The organism is Vibrio owensii, from assembly GCF_002021755.1.
In the GTDB taxonomy this organism is placed as follows: domain Bacteria; phylum Pseudomonadota; class Gammaproteobacteria; order Enterobacterales; family Vibrionaceae; genus Vibrio; species Vibrio owensii.
Genome location: NZ_CP019960.1, coordinates 2026911 through 2050111, shown reverse-complemented (window position 1 = coordinate 2050111; position 23201 = coordinate 2026911). Strand labels below are relative to the sequence as shown.

The 23201-nt window shown below is 46.7% G+C and carries 16 protein-coding genes; 10 read left to right on the top strand and 6 right to left on the bottom strand.

The window, feature by feature from the left end; all coding sequences use genetic code 11:
* Positions 1-233 precede the first annotated feature (233 nt).
* Positions 234-1199, top strand: a complete 966-nt coding sequence (locus A9237_RS25610) for an aldo/keto reductase (protein ID WP_078610080.1) — start codon at positions 234-236, stop codon at positions 1197-1199.
* A gap of 160 nt (positions 1200-1359) precedes the next feature.
* On the opposite strand, the gene A9237_RS25605 is transcribed toward A9237_RS25610, so the two are convergent.
* The 3 genes from A9237_RS25605 to A9237_RS25595 form a co-directional block, all read right to left on the bottom strand.
* Complete coding sequence (locus A9237_RS25605) at positions 1360-4479, bottom strand: PKD domain-containing protein (RefSeq protein WP_078610079.1); 3120 nt, start codon at positions 4477-4479, stop codon at positions 1360-1362.
* A 519-nt stretch (positions 4480-4998) separates the two neighbouring features.
* On the bottom strand, positions 4999-5385 hold the full coding sequence (locus tag A9237_RS25600) for a hypothetical protein (RefSeq protein ID WP_078610078.1): 387 nt from the start codon (positions 5383-5385) through the stop codon (positions 4999-5001).
* A 42-nt stretch (positions 5386-5427) separates the two neighbouring features.
* The gene (locus tag A9237_RS25595) at positions 5428-7419 is read right to left on the bottom strand and encodes a peptidase U32 family protein (RefSeq protein ID WP_078610077.1); all 1992 of its coding nucleotides are present in this window, start codon (positions 7417-7419) and stop codon (positions 5428-5430) included.
* Between the two features lie 218 nt (positions 7420-7637).
* Here A9237_RS25595 and A9237_RS25590 point away from each other — a divergent pair, with 218 nt between their 5' ends.
* The gene (locus A9237_RS25590) at positions 7638-8087 is read left to right on the top strand and encodes a DUF302 domain-containing protein (RefSeq protein WP_039840634.1); all 450 of its coding nucleotides are present in this window, start codon (positions 7638-7640) and stop codon (positions 8085-8087) included.
* Positions 8088-8092: 5 nt separating this feature from the next.
* On the opposite strand, the gene A9237_RS25585 is transcribed toward A9237_RS25590, so the two are convergent.
* Together A9237_RS25585 and A9237_RS25580 are read right to left on the bottom strand one after the other, a co-directional pair.
* Entirely contained in the window at positions 8093-9025 is a 933-nt protein-coding gene (locus A9237_RS25585) for a hypothetical protein (protein ID WP_078610076.1), read from the bottom strand.
* 233 nt (positions 9026-9258) lie between these two features.
* On the bottom strand, positions 9259-11145 hold the full coding sequence (locus A9237_RS25580; RefSeq protein ID WP_038894652.1) for a methyl-accepting chemotaxis protein: 1887 nt from the start codon (positions 11143-11145) through the stop codon (positions 9259-9261).
* Positions 11146-11462: 317 nt separating this feature from the next.
* Here A9237_RS25580 and A9237_RS25575 point away from each other — a divergent pair, with 317 nt between their 5' ends.
* The gene (locus A9237_RS25575; RefSeq protein WP_078610075.1) at positions 11463-14213 is read left to right on the top strand and encodes a M16 family metallopeptidase; all 2751 of its coding nucleotides are present in this window, start codon (positions 11463-11465) and stop codon (positions 14211-14213) included.
* 68 nt (positions 14214-14281) lie between these two features.
* Here A9237_RS25575 and A9237_RS25570 read toward each other — a convergent pair whose 3' ends face one another.
* The gene (locus tag A9237_RS25570; protein ID WP_078610074.1) at positions 14282-14608 is read right to left on the bottom strand and encodes a (2Fe-2S)-binding protein; all 327 of its coding nucleotides are present in this window, start codon (positions 14606-14608) and stop codon (positions 14282-14284) included.
* 471 nt (positions 14609-15079) lie between these two features.
* Here A9237_RS25570 and A9237_RS25565 point away from each other — a divergent pair, with 471 nt between their 5' ends.
* The 7 genes from A9237_RS25565 to A9237_RS25535 all read left to right on the top strand — a co-directional run bounded on the left by A9237_RS25565 (position 15080) and on the right by A9237_RS25535 (position 23192).
* Positions 15080-15511, top strand: coding sequence for a Spy/CpxP family protein refolding chaperone (locus tag A9237_RS25565; RefSeq protein ID WP_078610073.1), 432 nt, complete (start codon positions 15080-15082; stop codon positions 15509-15511).
* Between the two features lie 533 nt (positions 15512-16044).
* Positions 16045-16845: a tyrosine-type recombinase/integrase gene (locus A9237_RS25560; protein WP_078610072.1), complete on the top strand. Its 801-nt coding sequence runs from the start codon at positions 16045-16047 to the stop codon at positions 16843-16845.
* Positions 16846-17305: 460 nt separating this feature from the next.
* Positions 17306-17971: a helix-turn-helix domain-containing protein gene (locus tag A9237_RS25555; RefSeq protein WP_237358444.1), complete on the top strand. Its 666-nt coding sequence runs from the start codon at positions 17306-17308 to the stop codon at positions 17969-17971.
* 336 nt (positions 17972-18307) lie between these two features.
* A complete protein-coding gene (locus A9237_RS25550) occupies positions 18308-18841 on the top strand; it encodes a fimbrial protein (protein WP_009706582.1) in 534 nt (177 codons plus the stop codon).
* A gap of 69 nt (positions 18842-18910) precedes the next feature.
* Positions 18911-21376, top strand: coding sequence for a fimbria/pilus outer membrane usher protein (locus A9237_RS25545; RefSeq protein ID WP_078610070.1), 2466 nt, complete (start codon positions 18911-18913; stop codon positions 21374-21376).
* 17 nt (positions 21377-21393) lie between these two features.
* Positions 21394-22152, top strand: coding sequence for a fimbrial biogenesis chaperone (locus tag A9237_RS25540; RefSeq protein ID WP_078610069.1), 759 nt, complete (start codon positions 21394-21396; stop codon positions 22150-22152).
* Positions 22152-23192: an adhesin gene (locus A9237_RS25535; protein ID WP_032802806.1), complete on the top strand. Its 1041-nt coding sequence runs from the start codon at positions 22152-22154 to the stop codon at positions 23190-23192. Before A9237_RS25540 ends, A9237_RS25535 begins: the two co-directional genes overlap by 1 nt.
* Positions 23193-23201: the final 9 nt, after the last annotated feature.

Genomic DNA, 23201 nt, shown 5'->3' with positions numbered 1-23201 from the left:
ATGTTAAAATTATACTGACGAAGAAGTTTTAACGTGTTTTTGAGCTTAAACTTGCTCTCGCTCTGACACCATTTCAGGCAGTTAGCAATAAAGTACAAATCTTCAGGCAACAATCTTCAATCCTCCTTCTCCATGCGTTGCTAATCTTATTACCAAGCAATCGAGGTGACTCGAAACACACACAAATCGCGTTTTGTTGCTGAGGTCAGCAGCAAGAGAATTGGAGAAGAATCATGTCAAATAGCAACTTTGCAGCAATCAAACAAATCGGTTACGGCGCAATGGGTCTTGAGGGCTATTACGGTGAGAGTGATGACGCAGTGGCGGTGCAAACTCTGGTTCATGCTATTGAACAAGGCATGATGATCGACACAGCTGACGCTTACGGTGCAGGGCACAACGAAGATTTGATCAAAAAAGCCATCGCGCAAACCAATCAAAAAGCGTTTATTGCGACTAAATTTGGCATCGTGTTTGAAGAAGACCAAGTAGGTAGCACGCTAGATACTGGCTGGGGATTCCCTTTAACCATCAATGGCACTAAAGAGTATGTTGCTCGTGCGATTGATAACAGTCTAGAGCGTTTGGGTGTGGAACAAATCGACCTACTTTATGCACACTACCTAGATCCACAAATTCCGCTTGAAGAAACGGTCGCTGCAATGGCAGATGCAGTGAAAGCGGGGAAAGTAAAAGCGATTGGTCTGTCTAACGTTACAGCGGAGCAAGTGTTGCGCGCTAATGAAATCCACCCAATCTCGGCGGTGCAATACGAATACTCACTGTTCCGTCGTGAAGCGGAAACGGACATCCTACCTGCGGTAAACCAAATCGGTGCAGCACTGGTTTGTTGGTCGCCACTTGGTGCTGGTTTTCTGACTGGTCAGGTTAAAGAGTTGGACGAAAATGATTTTCGCAACAACAACCCAAAAATGCAGGGCGAAAACTTCACAAGCAATTTAGCGCGCTTAGAAGAGATCAAGAATATTGCTGCTGAGTATGACATCACTCCAGCACAACTTGCTTTGGCATGGTTGGTCGCGCAAGGCGATAACATCATCCCAATTCCGGGTAGTCGTAAAACCTCTCGCATTGATGAAAACTTGGGTGCTCTAAACGTCACTTTGAGCCAAGAAACCCTTGCGAAGCTTGATGAAATTGCTCCGATTGGCGCTTTCAAAGGCGCGACACTGGTTTAAGTCTTTTACTGTGTCCCGCATTTATCCCATCACTTGTTGAACGAGTGATGGGCTTTTTGATTCCTAAAGAATGGTGTCGTTAAAACAAAAAAAGATACCGCCTATCAAGACGGTATCAAATGTTATGAATTTGGATGGTTAACGCCAATTAATCAGACGGTTACGAACAGCTATCAATCAACGTCCAGCCTGAGTATGAGTCAGCCGGGGTCAGTGTCGAGTCTGTCCAACGGTCGGCTTCATACAAGCTGCCTTGGTAGGTCACTTGTTCGCCCGGTTGGTACTGTCTTTGTTCGAACTCTGGGATGTCGGCACAAATGCCATCACCGCCACCGCTGTTATCACCAACGACTTTCAATGAAGTTGAATCTGAGGCATTTAGCTCGCCATCAGAAACCTGCAATGAAATCGTGAAGGTGAGGTCTGGGTCTGTGACCGGAGCCGTTACCACTAACGTGTCGCTATTGGTGTCGCCGACAACTGTCAGGTCAGAAGGGACACTCCATTTATAGCTAATCACATCGCCATCTGGATCAGAAGCGTTAGCGGTGATGGTTACGCTTTCGCCACTGTTTACCTGATAGTTCGGAGACAGTGAAACGCTTGGTGGATTATTGTCGACTGGTGGCTTATCGCCGCCGTCACCGCCCCAAATTGAGCCGTCACAATCGTTGCCAACCAAACACGTTGGATTTTGCGCGTAAGCGTCGACTTTGTTGTCTAGCCAGCCGTTGTCCGTGCCGTTTGAGCCCATGGTAACGACCGCCGTAGTTGAGCCACCACCCCATAACAAGGCAAACACGTTGCTCTTCGGTAGATCTTGCATCGCGACATGAGACCAGTCGTAGCCCGCGTCTTTTTCTAGCAATTCTCGAACGTTACTCGCACCGTTGTACGTGGTTGGATTGAGCTGTTTGTCGAGTAGGCCAGTACGTACGTTGTTGATGTCCGTTCCGATGCGTGCATCACCCATAAAGTAAGAACCGCCAGACGCTTCATGTTCAACGTTGATCAATGTATTGCCTTCATCATGAGTCGGCATGTGGCCACCTGGGATTTGCCAAATCATGGCCGGAGACTCAACGCCATCACTGATGGTTTTTACATACGATAGGTAACGTGTCCAGCTGGTGGCGTTGTACGCGTAGTTCGCGATCGCTTCTGAGCCGAAACCGTCGCGCTCATATTTGTCGAACACAATGTAATCTGGTTGGTAAGTGCCAGTGTAAACATCCAGCGAGTTGACGAAGTTCGCCACTTCTTGGCCTTTGTCAGCTGATTGGTCGTCGGTCTGGTGAATCCAGTTGGCAGAGCCTACCGCCCACAAGTTGATTTGCCAGCCGTAAGTTACGTCTTCTGCCAACCCATTCATGATGAAGTTGAGTGACGCAATGTAGCCTTTTAGTGTGTTCTCGAATTGAGGAACGGCCACTGGTGGTTGATAACCGTAAGTCGTCTTCATGTAATCCAACGCACGAGCGAGTTGGTCATTCACATTGACCGCGCCCGCTTGGTTTAGGTCGTCTACATGGCTTGGGTTTTTCTGTAGTTCACCTAAGAAGTCAGGGTTAAGCACAAACGACATTGGCGAGCTGCCATCACCAGCTGCGTACTCTTGCGCCGCAATGGCTTGAGTAATGAAGGTCGCGTAATGTTTGTAGAGCAATTCATCATCGACTAAGTCTGTCCAGCTTGCACCGCCACTAGCGTTTGCAGTGTAAACCACCATGACTGGCAGTACGTGATGGCCTGAAAGCTCTGAAGCGCTTTGTGCATTCGCGTAGGTTCTATGCAGCGGAAGCTCGTCTTTCGGCAGGATTACCCCCGGATCACCAGAACCACTCAAGCCAGCATACTTGAATATGGCGTTGACCTTGGTTGCGCCGATTTCATTGGTGGTCTGTTCGCTGTCGTTCGTCACCGTGCCGTTTGCTACGTAATCTGGGAAGCCTTTGACTGCAAGGCTCATCGCTTCGCGGAATGGCAGCGTCAGCAACAACGGAGCATCGCTTTGCGTGACAGAGACAGAATCATCCCCGTCATAGGCATAACGTGTGTCTCCAGCAAACACCGAATCGATTTGGATATCGTACTCACCCGGTTTAACGTCGTCAGGTAAGGTGAATGGCGAGCTACTAATCTCGTAGCTGTAGCGGCTAGATCCATCTTTCGCGACAAGGTTGAGCACAATTGGCATCGCTTCTTGAGGTAAGTTGACAATACTCGCTTGAACGGTAGTGAAGTCGTCACTCGCGATCGGCGTTTCAACGATGTTAGTGCTGATTTCTGTCGCCGTGTCTTTGTTGACCATTACATCGAGGTTGTCGCTCGGTTGGTAAAGCACGTTGTTCACCGTAATAGGTGAGTAGGAGAGATCGTATTTGTGGTTATCAAGCAGCTTGCTGATGTCGATCTCGCCGCCAAATGGCACCACTAGGCTGCGTTCAACGTCTTGCGTGCCTGCCGCTTTCACGGTGGCATCTGTGGTTAGGCTTGCCGTAATGCCATCCAGTGCAGGCATGGTGAGCGAGATGGTAGCGTAGTAGATAAACGCATCGTACTGCACGGAGACACTAGGCTGTGTTGCATCGCTATCGACAGTCACGGTTGAGGTTGGCGAGGAGGCGTGGGCAATCCCCATTTCGCTCGTTACATCTTGCGCGGTGACTTGATACTCGCCATCTTGGAGGTGCTCCAGAACAAAGCTGCTTCCCCACGGTACAGACACGGTCTCACTGTAGTTCTCACCCTCAACCAAAATCGATGCTGCGGCTAGGCTGGCATGTGGTGCACTTGGTGCCTGTAAGGTGATCTTGCCTTGAAGCGCAGGATCATTCTTGATGATCACCTTCTCGACATGCACGTCGTTTCCATCGATGTAATCACCATTGCTGGCATTAAGACCAAAGAAGATTTGAGCTGTTTGGCCATCGTTTAGAATTTGTGACGTGCTGTCATGAGTAAAGACAAACGTATTGGGAGCAGGGCTGCTGACATTAAAAGGTGCGCCCCATGAGCTATTCACCGTCGCGTCTTTGTCTGAGGTAACCCAAATCTCTGCGTCCGCCAAGTCTAATTGCTGACCTGAGATATTCTTCAAATCGACCTGCGCTTGTGAGTACCACTGGTCAACCTGTGGCACGGTTATCGTGGCAGAGACTGATTCGCTTTGAACGGCCGTTATGATGTTTTCTTGTGTTGCGCCGAGTGCAGAGGTGGCCATGATTGGGGAACCCATGAGCACCGCTGTTACCATCAAACTGATTGTTGTTTTTTTCATTGTTGAATCCTCATCACTTGCTTAAAAAAGCTAAGTGACTGTCCTTGTTGATTTTCTATTCGTGGGGGATTTCCGGCGAGGACTTCAAACACTAAGCAAACGTCACAAAGAGAGGGAAGCCCCTTGATCTAACCACTGCCGAAATCACTCATATTTTTTGCTTACATCCAGTTACAAATGAAAAGAAACAACTCAAAATTTGAAGGCCGATTCAGAAAAAAATCACTATATGCATTCAGGTTTATAAACTGAGTTAATTTATTGATTGGGATGAATATTGATGTCAATTATTGGTGGCTAGAGTATTTACTTGACTAATGCTTTTGGTTGAGTGGGAGAGCATTGTTGGGGCGAATAAAATGAATTGCTAATACGATGAGAAAAGTGGATCTTGAGCCCAAAAATAAGCTGGTACAGAGTCAGAATAAGCGGGATAAAGTGATAAATTGGATGGCGATTTTGGTGTTCAAAACGGCCATCCAAGAGATAAAAATCAAGAGCAAAATCGCCTTGAAAGAGTTAAGCGCGATAAAACTTACTTTCGTTGAAAACGTCACGATCACGCGGATCGTTCGATAGGAACATCCACATCTCTTTCATGCTTTGTTCAAAGAACTCTTCTTCAAACACCACCATAGAGCAATGTTCACCAAGCCCAACCACGAACGGTTCGAGTGCTTCAAACCCAATGCATTCGATGTCTTCAATATCAATGAAATACAGCTTCTTATCGGTTCTTTGTTCGCTTTCTGCGGGCAATTTGCCTTTACCAAGCGCTGAAAAGTTAAGCTCAACGGTTAAACCCGTACGGTTTTGTTTGAGCTCATAAACCGCTTCCGTTTGAGCCATCACGCTGTAGTTCAAATCATCAAAGTAGCTCAGTGTTTCTTGCTTCATTGGGTGCATAAGTCTTCCATAAATTGTGCAGTTGAATCTGATGAGATTCCGTTACAAGCCTTTCAAGTATTGAGCGTTTGCCGTTGGGTGAATCGCAGTATTAAGTGCTTCAACATACTGCTCATTATGTTCATTCAGCAGAGCGGTAAAGGCATCGATCAATTCAGGTTTGGTCATCGTGACTTTAGTTTCCGTCTGGATGTCGCGCAGGTCGATCAATACGTCAGTTAACAGCTGCGGCAAATCCTGCAGCACTTGCAGGTTCAATACGTTGTGCTCGCTGTAGATCGAGTTGTGACTGCCTTTTTGTTTTTGCACCACATACGGGTTGTCTTTTAGGTTGATGATCGATGTGCGCTTGTCACAACGCTTCAAACAACCTTTGTTGACCTTAATCTTGCGGCAACCTTCGGTTTGTTGGAACAAACATTGGCGACTAGTCAGCAGAGTGTTCGGGTGGTAAATGCTGTAGTAGCTGCGCATATTGTGCGGGCGCTTAATGTGGCGCATCTGCTTCATATTCAGCTCGTTAGAGATAAACGCACCGCTTGCGGCGAATTCTTCTTGCAAACATTTGAATGAGTAGGAGTTCACCGTGTTCATCTGCGGGCCAGCAACCCAACCTAATCCTAGCTCTTGAGCCAACATGCCCACGCCAGAGTTATTGGTGATCGACAATTCTGGTTTCACTGCTTCTAAGAATGCACGTGAGGCTTGGTAATCGTCGCCAATCAAAATTGCAGGGAACCAAGGTTTCAATCTTGGGTTTGCTTGGAACAACTCAATCATCGCATTCAGTTCACCCGCCAATCCCATTGGTAGCTGGAAATACACATCGACATTGCTGTCTTCGCATAGTGCGGTGTCTTCTACTGATGAAATCAAGACAGATAGCTTCGGAGCGCCTTCGCGCATATCTGGTTGAGGCAGCGTCGGCAAAGTCGGTACATCAATCGCGCCTTTTAGGCTGCTGCCAGAGGCTTGCGTTGAAGTCACATCAAAATCTTGAGTCTTCTCTGCAACCTTCTCAATGATTGCGGTTTTGTCGTTGTAGAGCTTCTTCTTCACGCCTTGCACATCATCGGCGGATTCGCATTTGTAGATCTTCGAGAAGTGTTTTACGGCGTGATCGCGAGGGTTGTCGATGTACATCGCTTTACCGAAATCACCTTGCAAAAACGCGTTAGAGAAATCGCGGTTAAATACGGTGTACAACTCTGTGGTGTCGTTTGACAGTTCTACGCCATCACACAAGCGGTCAATCTGTTTACGCCAGTTATCGACCACGGTGTAAACGTAGTGAGATTTCTTAATGCGGCCTTCCACTTTCAACGAATACACGCCCGCATCGGCAAGCGCTTCTAAATCGCTAAATGCCGAGTTGTCCTTCATGTTGAGAGGGTAGCTGTTGCCTGTTTTGGTGGTTTCGTATTGCTCACGACAAGGCTGACTACAACGACCACGGTTGCCCGAAGCGCCGTTACGCGCAGAACTGATGTAGCAAATGCCTGAGAAACCGATGCAGTAAGAGCCATGCACAAACACTTCCATCATCACGTCATGCTCACGACCAAACTGAGCCAGGTGCTTGATCTCATTGATGTTCAGTTCACGAGAGAGGTTCACACGGCTTGCCGTCAGCTGATTAAGGAACAAGATCTGTCCTTCGTTGTGCGTGTTGAGCTGAGTTGAAGCGTGTACGTCTAGATCTGGGAAATGATTCTTGAGAATGTAAGCCAAACCAAGATCTTGCACGATCACGCCATCAATTGCGGTGGTGTTTAACTGGCTGAGCAAACGCACGATGGCTGGGATTTCGCTTTCCAGTATCAATACGTTCAGAGTCAGGAAGATCTTACAGTTGTGCTGATGAGCTAGCGTCAGCACGCCATTCAAGTTATCTAAAGTGAGGTTGGTCGCTCGGTTGCGGGCATTAAAACGGTCGAGTCCGCAGTAGATAGCATCGGCACCCGCAGCAATGGCTGCTTTGATGGAATCCAGATCGCCGCCCGGGGCTAATAACTCAAATTGATCGCGTGTCACTAGTTATCTCTTACTCAGTAAAATAGGTCACGTATTTTATGTGCTTCACGGTTTTAATGTTGGACTGATTAACGCTTTATTAATCTGAATCAATTTTCACTCTGAGTCGGTCTATTGTTGATAAGGAAAGCCGAAAATCAAACACGTACAAGTCGCGAGTCTGGGTCTTGGCTTCTATAGTTTTTGGGTAGTGAAATCGAAGCATAAGGAATCAGCAGATGGTAAAAGCAATAACGGTAGGATTGGTCGCAGTGTTGGCGTCGTTTTCCTCTTTGGCAGAAGACAGTGTGGTACGAGTTGCGAGTCAACATTCGGTGCAAGATACGGCGAATAAGTTTGTCGAAATCGCGCAAAGTAAGGGCTTAAACGTGTTTGCACGTGTGAATCACCAAGAGAATGCAGCTAAGGTCGATATGGCGCTACGACCAACCGAAGTGATTGTGTTTGGTAATCCCAAAGTGGGCACGCCGCTGATGCAATGCGCTCAAGAGGTGGCGATCGATTTGCCGCAAAAAGTGCTGGTTTATGAAGATGCAGAAGGCAAAACGTGGCTCGCTTACAACAACCCAATGTATCTAAAGGAGCGCCACAAGATTGAAGGGTGTGACGAGGTGTTGACCAAAGTCAGTGGTGTGCTGAGCAAGCTCACAGGCGCGGCAGCGAAGTAGTTTCCTCATGCTGCTCGCGGTCTCTCCATGTGTGAGCAGCATTCTGCAAGCCAACCGTTACGGTGAGCAGCGTTATATGCACCTCGACAACAGCGCAGCCAATCTCGTTTGCTTGAGAAATAGGACGCGCTGCCTTTACAGATCTTAAGCGTCCATTTTGAACGTGCAGAACGCATGTGGGCGCAGCACCTTTTCATCCAATTATTTCGATGGGCGGCGAAGTAGGCTCCGCTGCATCCTTCTTGCCACGCTGTTCGTGTTCTGTATTCTGCAGCGCTTCTCATACACGCATCCAACGTCCATTTCTTTTGTGTTCTTGGTTCGCCCATATGAGCGCAGCATTGCTCTAGCCATCCGCGGTTTCTTGCCGCTTGATAGGCGCTTTTACAATGGCTAATCCATTCCGTACGAGTTTTGAATGGTCGTGCGCTTTGGATACAGGCTGATAGGTTCCACTTAAGTTCGATTGGTTTCATGTGGGCACAGCAGTCTTCTAACCAACCATTGCGGTTAGCCGCGTTGTAAGCACCGCTGCATCCTCGCTGCCAGTCGGAGCGAGTTTTGTATTGTCTGGCGTTTTCTGCACAGGTTTCAGATGTCCACTTTTTCCCAGTCCGAGAAGGGAGCATGTGGGCGCAGCAATCTTCAACCCATCCGTTTTTTCTGGCGGCATGGTAAGCGCTCTTACAACCATGATTCCATGCAGAACGAGTCTTGTATTCAGAGGCGCTTTGTTTGCATTTTTCGTACGTCCATTTCAAGCCAACGCGCTGCATGTGAGCGCAACATTGGTCGAGCCAGCCGTTGCGATACGCCGCGCTATAAGCCGCTTTGCATCCTTCACACCACTCCGTGCGAGTCTTGAATTTTGCTGCACTTTGTTTGCACAGCTCTAGGTTCCATTTGCCCCGTTTTTTGGGTAGGTCCATAAGATTCATAAGCGCACCCCTTCAAAAGTTTCTGAATAAGGTTGAAAAGCCGTTTCCCTAAAAGTTTTGCCTATCTTGTTCTCTGAGGAACTTACTGATGTTGAGAGGCGATAATGTTGATTGTGTTGCTTTTATGTACGGTTCTTCGGGGCTTTCGGGTCAAATTAAGCCGAATTTACAGGCGGGAAAAATAACAAACCCCGCAACATGGCGGGGTTTGAAATTAATGGTTGAAGTGGGTTTTACGCCAGTTTGAAGGTTGCCACTTTCGAGTTGAGATCTTCTGCTTGAGATTTCAACTCAGATGACTGATTCATCGACTCTTCTGCACCGATCACCAAGTGATCTGTCACGTCTTTGATTGAAGTAACGTTTTGGGTGATTTCATTGGTCACGTGGGTTTGCTCTTCCGCGGCGGTGGCGATTTGGGTCGCCATATCGCTGATCATCGCCACTGCCGAGTTGATTTCATCCAGCGCTTGAGAAGCACGGTCAGCATCTTCTACCGAGCCTACTGCCAGTTCAGAGCTGCGTTCCATCAAAGTAACAGCACGCTGAGTCGTGCGTTGTAGCGTTTCGATGGTGGATTTGATCTCTTCTGTCGATGTATGAGTGCGTTGAGATAGAACACGCACTTCATCCGCAACCACAGCAAAACCACGGCCTTGCTCGCCTGCACGCGCGGCTTCGATCGCGGCGTTCAATGCAAGTAGGTTAGTCTGCTCTGCAATGTCACGAATGGTCGACAGCACGGTATTGATGTCTTGAGCATGTTGGTTTAGTTCACTGATCACGCCGCTGGCTTGGTTCACTTCCGAAGACAGGTTGTTGATCGAGTCTTTAGTGTTCACTACCAACGCATGACCGTTTTGCGTGCTTACGGAAGAGTCTTGTGCCACTTTAGCCGTTTGCTCAGCGTGAGAAGCGATCTCTTGCGTCGCAGAAGCCATTTCCGTTACTGCCGTTGCCACAAGTGTGATTTCTTGTTGCTGGTGGTTGAGCTCGTCAACGGATTGGTTTGCACGTTTGGTGCTAAGCTCTGACTGATGATTCAAGTCTTCCGCTTGGTGACGAATGTGGCCGATAAGTTGCTGAAGGCTGGCAACAAACTGGTTGAAGTTCTCTGCCAATTCACCCACTTCATCACGGTTCTCGACTTTGATGCGCTGAGTTAAATCACCGCTACCATTGGCGATTTGCGATAGAGCATTTGAAACGTTGTAAAGCGGACGGAATAGGATGTTACACAGCAGGTTAAACAAAGCCACACAGATGATCACCACGATAGTCGTCGCGATGATTTGGCCCCAAACTGCGTCGTAAAGTGGGGCAACCAAAGAGTCATTATCCAGAACCGTGACCGTTGTTAGCTTAGTACCGTCGATGGCTTTCGCGTAAACCACGAAGTCTTTGCCGTTGATGGACACGGTACGATCTTGGCCAGAATTTGCTGCCGCTGTGATATCGCTGTTGTTCAGCCCCAATTTGCTGACAGGCTGGTTAAGCAGTTTGCTGTCATTGTGGGTGAAGATATTGCCTTGATCGTTGGCGATAAACATATAACCTTCACCAGGCAGAATCACTTGGTTCAGGCTATTTAAGATGTCACCGATTTCCACGTCTGCACCTAGCACGCTTGTTTGACCGTGAAGTTGCAATGCTTTACCCAAAGACACCACGTTCGCGCCAGTTGCTGCGGCGACAGTAGGGTTGTCCATAAAGACTTTCGAAGGGTTTGCGATTGCGTTGGTGTACCAACCCCATTGACGAGGGTCGTCGTTACCCGGTGGCAGGACAACACCGTTCGCGTTGTCTTGAGAACCGTCTGGATACGCAAGGAAGACGTTATCAAACGCGGCAGAATCACGAACTTGTTTTAGGTGAGTCACAATGGCGGATTTCTCAGCATCTTGTGACAGTGATGTGAGTGCACGCTCTTTCGACAGCAGCCAATCGCTCACATATTGGTTGTAAGATGCGCTGGTACTTTCTAGGCGTTGCGCGACTTCAACATCAAGTCGCTCTAAAGCATCACGGAAAGACAGCCCCTCCACCAACACTCCCCCGAGGATGATGGCAGCACTGGCAGAGATCGCCAGCTTGTTCTTCAAAGATAAATTCTTAAGCATAAAGGTATCGTTGGCTCTTATATTTATAAAAATGGGTGTTTCGCGCGAACATTATATTTTAGTGGTCAAAATAAATTCCGATCTATGTCGCGTATTTGAGTCGCATTAACCTCGGTGCACAAATATTAAACAATGCGTGTTGCCTTTTTGCGCTAACTTGATTAATGGCGAAGTGTTATCTAAGACGTTGTAAAACCTTCTCATTTTATAAAATGTGAGCTAGATCTTACTATTCAGGCGTAGTTTTCATATTAAATATCAAGCATATGGCGTGCTCGATATATTGCCTCAATTGATTATTATTAGGGACGATAGTTATGCGTAGCACGTTGTTACTCACCGCATTGTTGCTGTCAGGGTGTGCTCTGACTCCCCAATCGACACCGCTTCAAACCGATCCGAATTGGTACGTTGATCAACTGCCTAATGGGATGAAATACCACATTTATCCAACCCAAGATGAAGAAGTCTCGGTACGTTTGATGATGAACGTTGGCTCCTTCCAAGAAGATGCGACTCAAAAAGGCTACGCGCACTTTATTGAGCACATGGCGTTCAACGGCAGCACTCACTTTTCTGGCAATGATGTTGTAAAGCTGTTTGAAGCATCAGGCGGCAGCTTTGGTGCAGATATTAATGCCACGACGACTTATCAACAGACGACTTACAAGCTTGATCTTGCTAATCCGAGTAAACTGGATGATGCGTTAACGTGGATGCGTGATATCAGTGATGGCATCGAGTTCGACCCAACGCAGGTAGAAAAAGAGAAAGGGGTGATTTTAGGAGAGTGGCGTCGTGCGCGGCCTGATGATAAATCCCTATCTTTTAACGCGTACCAAGCTTCTATTGAAGGCACGCCTTATGCGGAGCACGATCCGATTGGCACGCGTAGCTCAATAGAGAACACGACATCGCCAGCGCTAAAAGCGTTCTATGACAAGTGGTATCAGCCGCAATACGCAGAGTTAATTGTCACAGGTAATGTTGATGTCGAATCCATCTCAAAGATCATTGAGAACAAATTTTCTAATTGGGAAAGCGTTTCTAATGCGGCAGTAGAAAAGCGTCGTGATATTCGAGTGAATAACGCTAATCGCATTTTACCAAGCAGTAAGATGGAATCACCGAGCCTGCATTTGGTCATCGATCGGGATTCTGTTACTCGACAAACCATGCAGCAACAACACAAAGCTTGGCAAGATGAGTTGAGTGCTCAGTTGATCCAACAACGCTTACTGACGGTGTTGAATGATGCGGCGGAATCGTTCCAATATGCTTATGCGCAGCCTTATTCTTCCAACTATCATCGCATGATGTCGGCAGGGGTGTCTTTTGCCCCTGAGCGCCGTGACAACATCCAACAAATCTTCTTGAATACTCTGACCTCGCTGCGTGATTACGGTGTGACTCAAGAGGAACTGGATGGTGTGATGTCGGGTTGGTATGGCGAACTGTCTAACCTAGATGCCGATTGGGCGAAGCGAAAGCCTGCTGGTTATGCAGAAGCGCGAGTGTATCAATTGGAGCGAGATTCAGTATCGCAATCCAAACAAGGGTATGAGCAAAGCTTAGCCACCTTTGTCGCTGCTAATGACCTTAACCACGCGAACGATGAGCTGGAAGCCCTGTTATCGGAACCGGCGAATTTTGTGGTGGGGTTAGGTAGAACAGAAAACAAAGAACAGTTTGCAGGTGAGTTTGCGTTGTTAAGCGCAGCTTACGCACAAGCCGGTGAAAAGCCGCTTGAGATGTACGCGAAAACCGATGGTTTTATTCAGCCAACTAAAGAAGGTGACATCACCGCCGTTCGAGAAAAGAAAGGCGGTTTCCAAGTTTACTCACTCTCAAATGGCATCGAAGTTTGGTTCCAGAAAGATGAGAAAGCGGCGAACCGAGCCTACATTTACTTGGCTAGCCAAGGTGGTAAGGCTGCACTTGATAAATCACTCTATCCTGCGTTTGAAGTGGCGACCATGGCAGCGGCACGCAGTGGGTTGGGGGATTTCTCAGGTTCTGAACTCGACAGCTACTTACGCAAAAACGACATTTCACTCTTTCCGATCCTTGGCCCTACGAATCACGGCATTGAGGTCATCACACCGAAAGCACATTTAGCCAGTGCCATGAATGGTCTGTATAACGTGGCGACGGAAATCAAAGTCGATGAGCGTCAACTCGAAGCGGTAAAACGTGAATACGTTCAACAGCGACGCGCTTTCTTTGAATCACCAATGGGCCAATGGATTAAGGCCGCAAATGAAAACGCATACTTGCCGAACAGTCGCCATCGCCTTTTGTCCATTAATGGCGCAGAGAACGTCACTCCGGAGCAAGTGCTTGCGATGCATGAAGCCTTGTTCAAGCATAACTACGGTTACAAAATGATCATTGTAGCCGATGTTGAACCTGAGCAGATCACACCGCTGCTGCGTAAGTATGTCGCATCGATTGATCTAAAAGCGGCAGCGCCTGTGGACTACCATATTGAGTTTGATCCCAATGCGAAAAGTCGTTTGGTCATGGCCGCAGGTAACGAGCCATCTTCGCTATATTTACTGCGTTTAACCAATGAGCGTGAGTCACCGAGAATGGCGCGTGATACGGTGGTTGAAGACATGCTGCAACGTATCGCTGCTGCGCGTGTTACGGCGCAATTACGTGAAGAAGCAAGCTTGGACTACAGCCCTGGCATCTACCCAATTACACAAGATAGAGAACAGGTTTCTGATTGGTTCTTTGAATCACAAATCGATCCAAAAGACGTCGACAAGATGGACGCTCAGTTGGATAAAATCTTTGATGGTCTAGCGAAAAACATCACGCAAAAAGAAGTCGATACGGCTGCCAAGCAACTTGCGGTTTCTATGAAAGATATGGATGACAATCCGGGACAACGCAGTTGGTCATACACTCGCTACTTAGTGCATGATTACGGGCTCGATGTCTTGCTGGATGTTGATAAAGCAGCGCAAAGCGTCACATTAGAAGAGGTGAGGGCGAAAGCGAAACAGGCCTTTGGTAGCAAAGCCAAACGCACCACCATCATTTTAAATCCCCAACAATAATCATCAATAAGGGCGACATTCGTGTCGCCCTTTGTTTTTGCGCGGTAGGGTAAACTCGATTGTCGGTTTTAACCGCACTGGCAAGATGTGGTTTCGCCTGTCTTTATTTGTTGCTTGTAAGCTTTAACGGCTTCTTTTCTTGCCGCATCAAGATCAGGGCGACGCACCACGATTTTCATCCCCGACTTAGGTTTTACCTTGCAAGCGTAACGAGGCTCACCGTCCACTTCCACTTTGCATACATGACAGCAACCGTGTTTGCGTTTGTTCTTCAAACAAGGTGCGGCGATATTCACTTTGACCTTGCGTGCCACCTCAACCAGATTTTGGTCGTCAGGTGAAAGGATGATTTGGTGGTGATCAATCTCGATGATTGCAGGTTTAAAAGTAAACATAAGCTCTTAAATTACTGTTATACCCAAGTGACTTCAAGATGCAGGATTCAGAGCGTTGTCATTGATTCGAGGTCAAGGAAAGCAACGCAGCGTAATAGCCAGCTCTTTCCAAGTTGTTTGACGCAGAAATCGGGTCAATGACACGCTCCCGAAGGGCGAGTTGACTTGGCTTGTATACTTTGTTGTCGATTCTTGATTTGGACCCACCAAACCTTTAAATCGACGCCGCGTCTAAAAACCAAGTCATTCTCGCTGAACCTAGCATCTCGAGGTTACTTGGGTATAAATAACGACTAAGACGACGGACAAAAGAAAAAGACGAAGGAAATTGGAAATTATTTGTCGTTTTTGTCATATCAGTCTTTGCTTATTTTTGTGACGGAAAGTCTCATATTTGTCAGGTACAGGAAACCATGTGGTATCGATTGAGTCTCACCTAACTCCAAACTGAAGTTAATGAAGGTTCCCCCAATGAAACGCTACCTATTGTCGACGATTCTACTACTAAGCAGCGCAAATGTATTTGCAGAAGCAGCACCAAATCAACCTGCAGCGCCAAAACCATTCGGTTTAGAGAGCATTACGGCTGATCAACAAGCGAAGATTGAAGAAATTCAAATCAATTTAAGCAGCAAACTAGCGGGTCAGCAGGATCCTAAAGCAGTACAAGAAAGTGCGAAGCAGTTCGAGAAGCTAGTGAAAGCGTCTTCTTTTGATGAAGCAAAAGCCAAGCAACTTATCCAACAAGCGCATGCAAAACAGCTAGACACACAGCTGGCTCAACTGAAAGCGCAGCACGATATCTACAATGTTCTAACTGCGGAGCAAAAGTCGACGCTAGAGAAGCGTCAACAAGAGCAGCTTAAAAAGTTAGAAGCGATGAAGCAGCAACAAGCGCAGTAATCGAAACCACTTTTTACTCCCTATAGAATGTTCAAGGCTCCCAATTGGGAGCCTTTTTTGTTTGGTTTGCATTGGTTTGCGCATAAAGGTTTGGCTTTCCATTGCCGAATACTTACTCAACGACACTTCGAGAGCGTGTGTGATGTCGGTTCAATAAAACTGTCATGAGAAGTAGATCACAAAAAATGCGCTACAAAACAATTTCACACCGTTCATATCACCAAATAAACCGCCATCTTTCTGAGTAAAAAATCAATATAGTTATGAATCTAGATAAATTATCGAATTAATACATGAATTTACTTATCAAATCATCACTGTGAGGGGCTTGAATCAAATTGATATAGTGAAAGCGATTGATAAATCACTTGATTGGAATTATTCAATTAATACATTAATTAAATTAATGGTATAGGAACAAATATAACCGTGGCAATTGAGCTTAATAACAGTAAGTCATATTAACTCAAATGCTTATTACCGCTTGAGCTATATTTAATATTAATAATTATAACGTAATGGAAGGTATGTTCATGAGTACCGTGCAGGCAATTAGCGACAAGCGTATTTTAAAGAAAGCAGAAAAATACCTGAAGCGACACCACGATGAAGTTTATTGGCTAATTTGGCGAATAGGCATTGAAACGGGATTACGAATTACCGACATCACCAAACTGGGCTACGACAACATTAATTTTGAATCGGGTGAAGTGGTGGTGATTGAGAGTAAAGGAACGCTGGCGCGACAAGCAAGAGCGCGACATAAGGTATTAAAAAGCATCAAAAATGAATTGCTCAACTACTACAAACGAGATCATACCAAGTTGCTCTCAGTGTACGTGTGTGACTACCGAAACGTAGCGGGGTTAGTGCCTCGTAGTTGGAAGAAGAGCATTCAAGCACGCTTGGAAGAAGCAACGAAAAACGCGCCCGTGAAAAAGCGCATCGCTTATCTTAGCCCGCGTACTTTAACCGCATTGAAGAAACGCCGAAGAATGTGGCAAGACAAGGATAACGGTCTGATTTTTTCGCGCTCTACCCTAGCCAGTAATCGAGCTAAAAGACAGCGAGGCGTTATCTCGCGTCAGGCTTGTTGGAGTGTCTTCTCGTGCTTATCTCGATGTATTGATGAGCTAAGACAGTACAAAATCGGCTGTCACAGTCTAAGGAAAATATTCGCACGTCACCTTTATCACTCAAGCGATATGGACATTGGCCTAGTAGCGACGATTATCGGCCATCAGTCTGTTTCGACAACGCTAAGGTATATCGGTATTTCAGATGAAGATACTAAGCGGGCGCAATTGCGGCTGTTTGATTATTTCTTCGCGTAGCGAATAACACAACGACCTTTTCGTTTATCGGTTGAGGAAGCCAGCGCGACCTCAGGCATCCCAGTATCTCAAGCCCCAAACTCTCGCAATGAGAGGCAATTTTTGACGTCTGTTAATAGGTCGATTGCACGCTTTTGTCCTCACTCCTGTAGGAATGGTACTACGTGCTACACACCTTTTTCTGAAATTGAGCAATTGTTCTTTACCATTGAATCAAAATGCCGATTTTAAGCGTTTCCCTTTATTTTTCAGGAATATAACCTCGCTCAATTCGGGGCATATTCTACCCTTGTTCAAATTCAAACCGACAGAGCATGCCCATATTGCTTAACTTTGTTATGCCTATTTAACTGTTTGATTCATAAGTCAATTAAGGCATGTGGAGGTAAAGGTGGAGTCGAACTTTTCTCAACACCTTCGAAAGGCACGAAAGAGAAGAGGTTGGTCGCAAAGAGAGCTGGTGGATCGGTTACGCCATTTCCCTTTCTCTTTGTTTGTTGGGCTCGATGTTAACGCGCTCTCGCGGTGGGAAAGTGAGAAAGTCCAACCCACTGCAGAGCGGATGGTTCAGATTCTCAGAGTGCTTGAAAACAGTGTAGATGAACTCAAGGCATGCTGCTTTCCGACCAAGCCTCAATTGATCAAAAGGTTCGAGCGTTATCGTCATGGCAACTTTGGCCTTGTCCCGCTTCCTGAAGGAAAGGGGAAGTGGCGACGTTTGAACGAAAAGGGCAGTGGTCGTCAGTTTTTAAGACAGCTTTGTTCACTGACAGAGTATGAACGCTTTCTCAATGGCAAAGAGTCGACGGAGCAATGGTCCGTTGGTGGGAGTGCCTTGGCTTCTTTGACTTACCGAGTCGAAGGTGACGCGTTCATTCTCATGCATACCGAGAGTCTCAGTTATTCGGCTTTGCTGACTAGCATTGAGCGATTGATTGAGTTGTTGTACGCCAGTCGGGCAAGGCTTTTCTTAATGGTTGCGCCAGAAAAGAAAACCGTTAAGCAAGTACGTGTGTTCCAACTTGAAGAAGTCGGAGCAAGCACCGGTGTTTATTCCGCGGGGGCCGATTATGTATTGGGTGAGCTACTTACGATTCGTTCGTGGAGCCACTCAAATCGCGCGTAATGTTCACGGACCGTACACCCAATAATAACTTTACAGTTCGGGTCAACGTTTAATTGGATAAATCTCATTAGGAACAGGTAATTAAATATATAGGCTCATAACAAGAATGCATTATTTCTTGATGAAAAGGAGCGAATAATTTAGGGAGAATTAATGGTTTAGAACTTAATAACATTCACGCTAACCAAAAATCATAACGTTTGTTAAACGATACAAACACATCGAGTTGGAAATAAAACTATTCCATCCACACATTTATTAAAAACTGAATTGCAACGATAAGAAGTCATCACTTCTTGTCTGCATTTATTCGCTAAAAATACACGGGATTTAAAAATGAAAGCTAAATTCATTCGCTCATCAATCGCAGCTACTTTTCTTTTTGGACTGATGTCTGCAACCCCTGCTTTGGCAGAAAACACGACCAACGTTTACTTCAAAGGTGAAATCGTAGAATCAGCATGTGGCCTATCACCAGACAGCATCGATCAGACAATCCAACTTGGTCAACAGCCAACGCACATCTTTAAAGCAAAAGGTGACCGCTCTACACCAGTGCCTTTCCAAGTGAAGTTGACGGATTGTGATACGACTGTAGCAACAAAAGCGGAATTCACATTCGATTCTAACCCAGACACCACTGGCGACTTATTCAGCGTTGAAGGCGGTGCAACAGGCGTTGGCGTACGTATCCTTCACGATGGTAACCCAATCGATAACGGTGACGTAGCAGCAAGCAACGTAATTGTAGACGGCACAAACATCGCGTCTTTTTCTGCAGCGTATGAAGCAAACGTGGACGTAACAGCAACGCCTGTTACAGCGGGTGTTGCAGAATCTTGGGCGCTACTACGCGTAACGTACCCATAAGCAGTTGCCGAGAGAGCTTTGGCTGTTTAGCCAAAGCTCTCGTTCTAATAAAAAACACTGGTTGATAAAATGCGTCGTCATTTACTCGGTTTAATAATTGTACTTTCCTTTCCTTCTTTTTCTTACGCGACCAGCTTCAATGATTATTTTATAAGAAGTAAAAATAGTGTCGATTTAAGCAAATTCTCGAATGCGAACTTTGTGGAAGACGGTAAATATGAACTAGAGGTTTATATTAATGGGGAGTTCTTAACCAAAGAAAATATTGTATTTAATAACAACAAACCCTGCATTTCTGATGCATTAATGGACAGCCTTCCTCTTAGTGAGCGTGGTTATAAAGTCTACAAAGAAAACGCGATCTCAGTTGATGGTGGTGTGTGTTATCAGTTTGAAGATGTCGGCTACACCAAAGTCACGTCCGATCTCGGTAAAGCACGTTTAGACATCACAACGCCTCAAGAATACATCGCCAGTGAGTACAAATATGGCTTTGTACCTGATCGTTTATGGGACGATGGCATCGCCGCGCTCTATCTGGATTACAACGTTAACTACTTTTCCAGCCAACAAGACGATGAAAACGGTTGGAATGACGATCTATCCACCTACGGCATTGTTGGGTTAAATGCCGGAGCGTTTCGCTTTCGAGCAAATTACCAAGCATCCAACAACTACTCGGGTGACTTTACTTCATTGTATGGCTATGCGCCGATCCGCAGCATTAAATCGAAACTGACGTTCGGTAATACCCAGTTTGGCTCGGACGTGTACGACTCGTTCCAAATGACGGGTGTTCGCCTGCAAAGCGATGACCAAATGCTGCCATCTAACTTGCGTGGTTACTCGCCAGTGGTCTCTGGCACGGTCAATACCAATGCGGTGATCACCATTCGCCAGCAAGGCAACGTACTTAAAGTAGTGAATGTGAATGCGGGGCCGTATCTGATTGATGACCTATCACAAGCGTCTCAAGGTACGTTGGATGTTGAGGTCAAACAAGCAGACGGGACGATTCAACGTTACCAAGTGAACGGTGCAGATGTGCTGTACCTAACTCGACCTAATCACGTGCGTTATAGCGTTTCTGCGGGCGTACCGGACAGTGACGCTTATGAGCACACGCCAGAGTTTTTTTCCGCCGAAGCGTCCTATGGTGTCAACAACTACCTGTCGTTGTTCTCTGCAACGCTGCTCTCTGAAGATTACCAATCTTACACTTTCGGTAGTGGCATCAACCTGAATTACTTCGGGGCGGCTTCATTCGATATTTCTTCTGCGCAGGCGAAATTAGGCGACGATACGGATGCCTCTGGCTTGTCTTATGGCTTTACTTACAACAACACGCTGACCGACTTTGGCTTGGGTTTACGTGTGGCGGGCTACCGATTTTCGGAAGAGCAATACTACGAATTTGATGAGTATTTGAAGTCTTATGATGACCGCACTTCTTCCATCGTCTATGCCGCGAACAACAACCGCAAAGATGAAAAGTACATTGCACTAACCCAGAGTTTCGGCTCGACCAGTGCGTATTTGTCTTACACCTCAAACAACTATTGGGACAATCGCCGCGACAGTTCTCGTTACGACGTCAATATTTCGCATCCGTTGAAGATCAACGGGATCGATCTCTACTTAACGATGAACCTGTACAAGTCGAACGATTCATACATCAGTTACGACTACGAGTCGGGCATTAATGAATACTCGCCAAGCATTGACGAAAAAGGCTGGTCATTGGGGATCTCTATTCCTATCGGTGGCAGCAACACTGTCTCAGTTCAAACCAATTCGCGCAGTGGTGACTACTCTCAAAACCTTGCCTACTCGGGATACAACAATGATGACGGTTCTAACTATCGTGTTGCTTACGATGTTTACGAGGGTGAATCCAACGGCGTAAGTGGCAACTACAATCGCGATTTCTCGTTCATGTCGACGTCTGTGGGTGGCAGCTACAAAACCAATTCGTACAGCCAAGTAAACGCCAATGCGATGGGTACGGTACTGCTTTCAAAACATGGCTTGGCTTACAGCGCACTTAACTCGGGTACGTCGCGCATTCTTATCGACTCGAATGTACCAGACGTCACCATTAACGGTAGTAACAACGAAGAGACCAATGCGTTTGGCTTGGCGCTGATCAATGGCGTGACGCCTTATCAAAAGAGCTACAACACCATCGACTACAAATCACTACCTGATGATGTTGAGGTGCTCGGCAGCGTTAAGAGCATGGTGCTGACCGAAGGTGCGATCGGCTATCAAAAAATCAAGGCCCGCCAAGGCAGCAACTTCATGGCGCGCTTGCAAGGCGAACAAGACATTCCGTTTGGCGCATTGGTGTTTGACGACGAACTCAATCAAGAGATTGGCATTGTTGGGCAAGACTCGACGGCTTATCTGGTCGGCGTCAATCTCGATTCAAAAATCAGTGTGAGCTGGGGGGATAACCAAAGCTGCCACTTAATCATTGATGACTCAATTCTAAATAGTAAAGAAGTCATCCGTTCCGTTCATTGTGATAATTAATCAGTAGTTGAGAAGTTATGAAAAAATCAATTTTAGCCGTCATGTGTTGTTTGATGGTCTCGGCATCGGCGAACGCGGCACTGGCTTTAGACCGAACTCGTGTGGTTTATGAAGGTAACTCAAAGGTAGAGACCGTCAAAATAAAGAATCCCGCTGACATTCCATTCTTAGCGCAATCTTGGTTGACGGACATGGACGGAAAGGATGTAGAAGACAAATTCATCGTTGTTCCACCCGTGTTGAGAATCGAGAGTAAAGATTACGCCATGTTGCGCATCAAATCTTTGCCAACCGCTTCCCAGCTGCCGCAAGACAGGGAAACGGCTTACTTCTTACATGTTCGCGAAGTGCCGCCTTCGGAGCATGACAAGCACGATGATGCTGTCGCAGAAACTGCCAGTGGTTCTATCCAAATCGCGATTGAATCGGTGATCAAATTTTTCTATCGACCTTCCAGTCTGGACAAGATTAAGCGCGTCGATAAAGCGGTGGCGAGCGCAACCAAAATTAAGCGCACGGGCAGCAATAAGATCTTGGTACAAAACGGTTCGCCATTTTACGTGACTTACTCTGAATTGATGGTGGGGAAAGCGAAGAAAGACGCGACAGGTTTCACCCCTGTGATGCTTGCCCCGTTCACCAGCAGAACCTTGAAAGTAGAAAAAAGCGACCGATACACGTTAAGCCACATCAATGATTATGGTGCCACGGTGAGCAACACCTATTTCTGCAATTCAAGAAACATTTGCACTGCCAAAGACGAAAGTGAGGGGTAATGATGAGAGCGTTATTTCTAACACTTTGTTTGCTCGTTACGGGGCTTTCAGTTGCTCCCAATGCGTGGGCGTTAGCCTGCTACAGCACAGAAGCCGGTGGTAGTTTTGGTGGTAGTGGTCCTGGCGGTGTAAGCAGTTTCTACATTGACCCTTCTGCATCGGTACCCATTGATGCACCTGATGGACAAGTGGTATGGCGTGGCCCGTCTCAAACGGTGAATGTTACTTGCTATAAAGATGCGACGAATTTCCCTCACCTGAAGGATTTCCCCGAACAAGTGTTCTTTTGGCCCGGTAAAACGGGTGATACCGTCGTCCCGAATATTCCCGGTATTAAGGTGGGGTTTCGATATGAAGGCCGAGATATCTATGGCGTAAAAACGGCGGTCGATGGCTTCAGGGTTCCTCAGTGTAGTGCTAGTGAAGATAACAACGCCTGTGAATCACGCACTAAAACATCCAAAACCATTACATACCAGCCCATTATTGTTACGGGGCCGGGGGACTTCTCTGGATATAGCGCGCCGGTCAACATTTTCCAGTTAGATGGGGAGTTGGGCTACAACGGTGCGTATGCGAACTACCGCAGCGTGATTCAGAACATGGACATTCTTAAGCCTTCTAAATGTTTGGTTGAGCTGGAGATCAAGAACAACAACATCGACTACGGGCGCATTGGTGTGGACGATATTGTGCAAACCGAGCCTCGACCTCTCACTATTATCGTTCGCAACTTAAAGTACGGTGCCGATTGTCCATCCGTTAAGCTACGTGGCTATTTTGATAATGTTCGAGACCTGAACAACCGATCTTACGTCCCTGTTTTTGACGAAAGCGGCACGGAAATCAAATCCTACGGCATCAAGCTTTACACTCCGAGTGGTGAAGAAGTGCAACTTAATGAGCCTGTCGGTGATGGTTACGAAGTAGAGCAAGTCGGCTATGACCGTTACTTCGCCAAACTGGTGCCTTTCGACCCTGCCAACATTAAGAAAGGGAAGTTCGAGGGAATGGTGGTGTACACCGTTTCTTACTTATAGGGGAAGGCT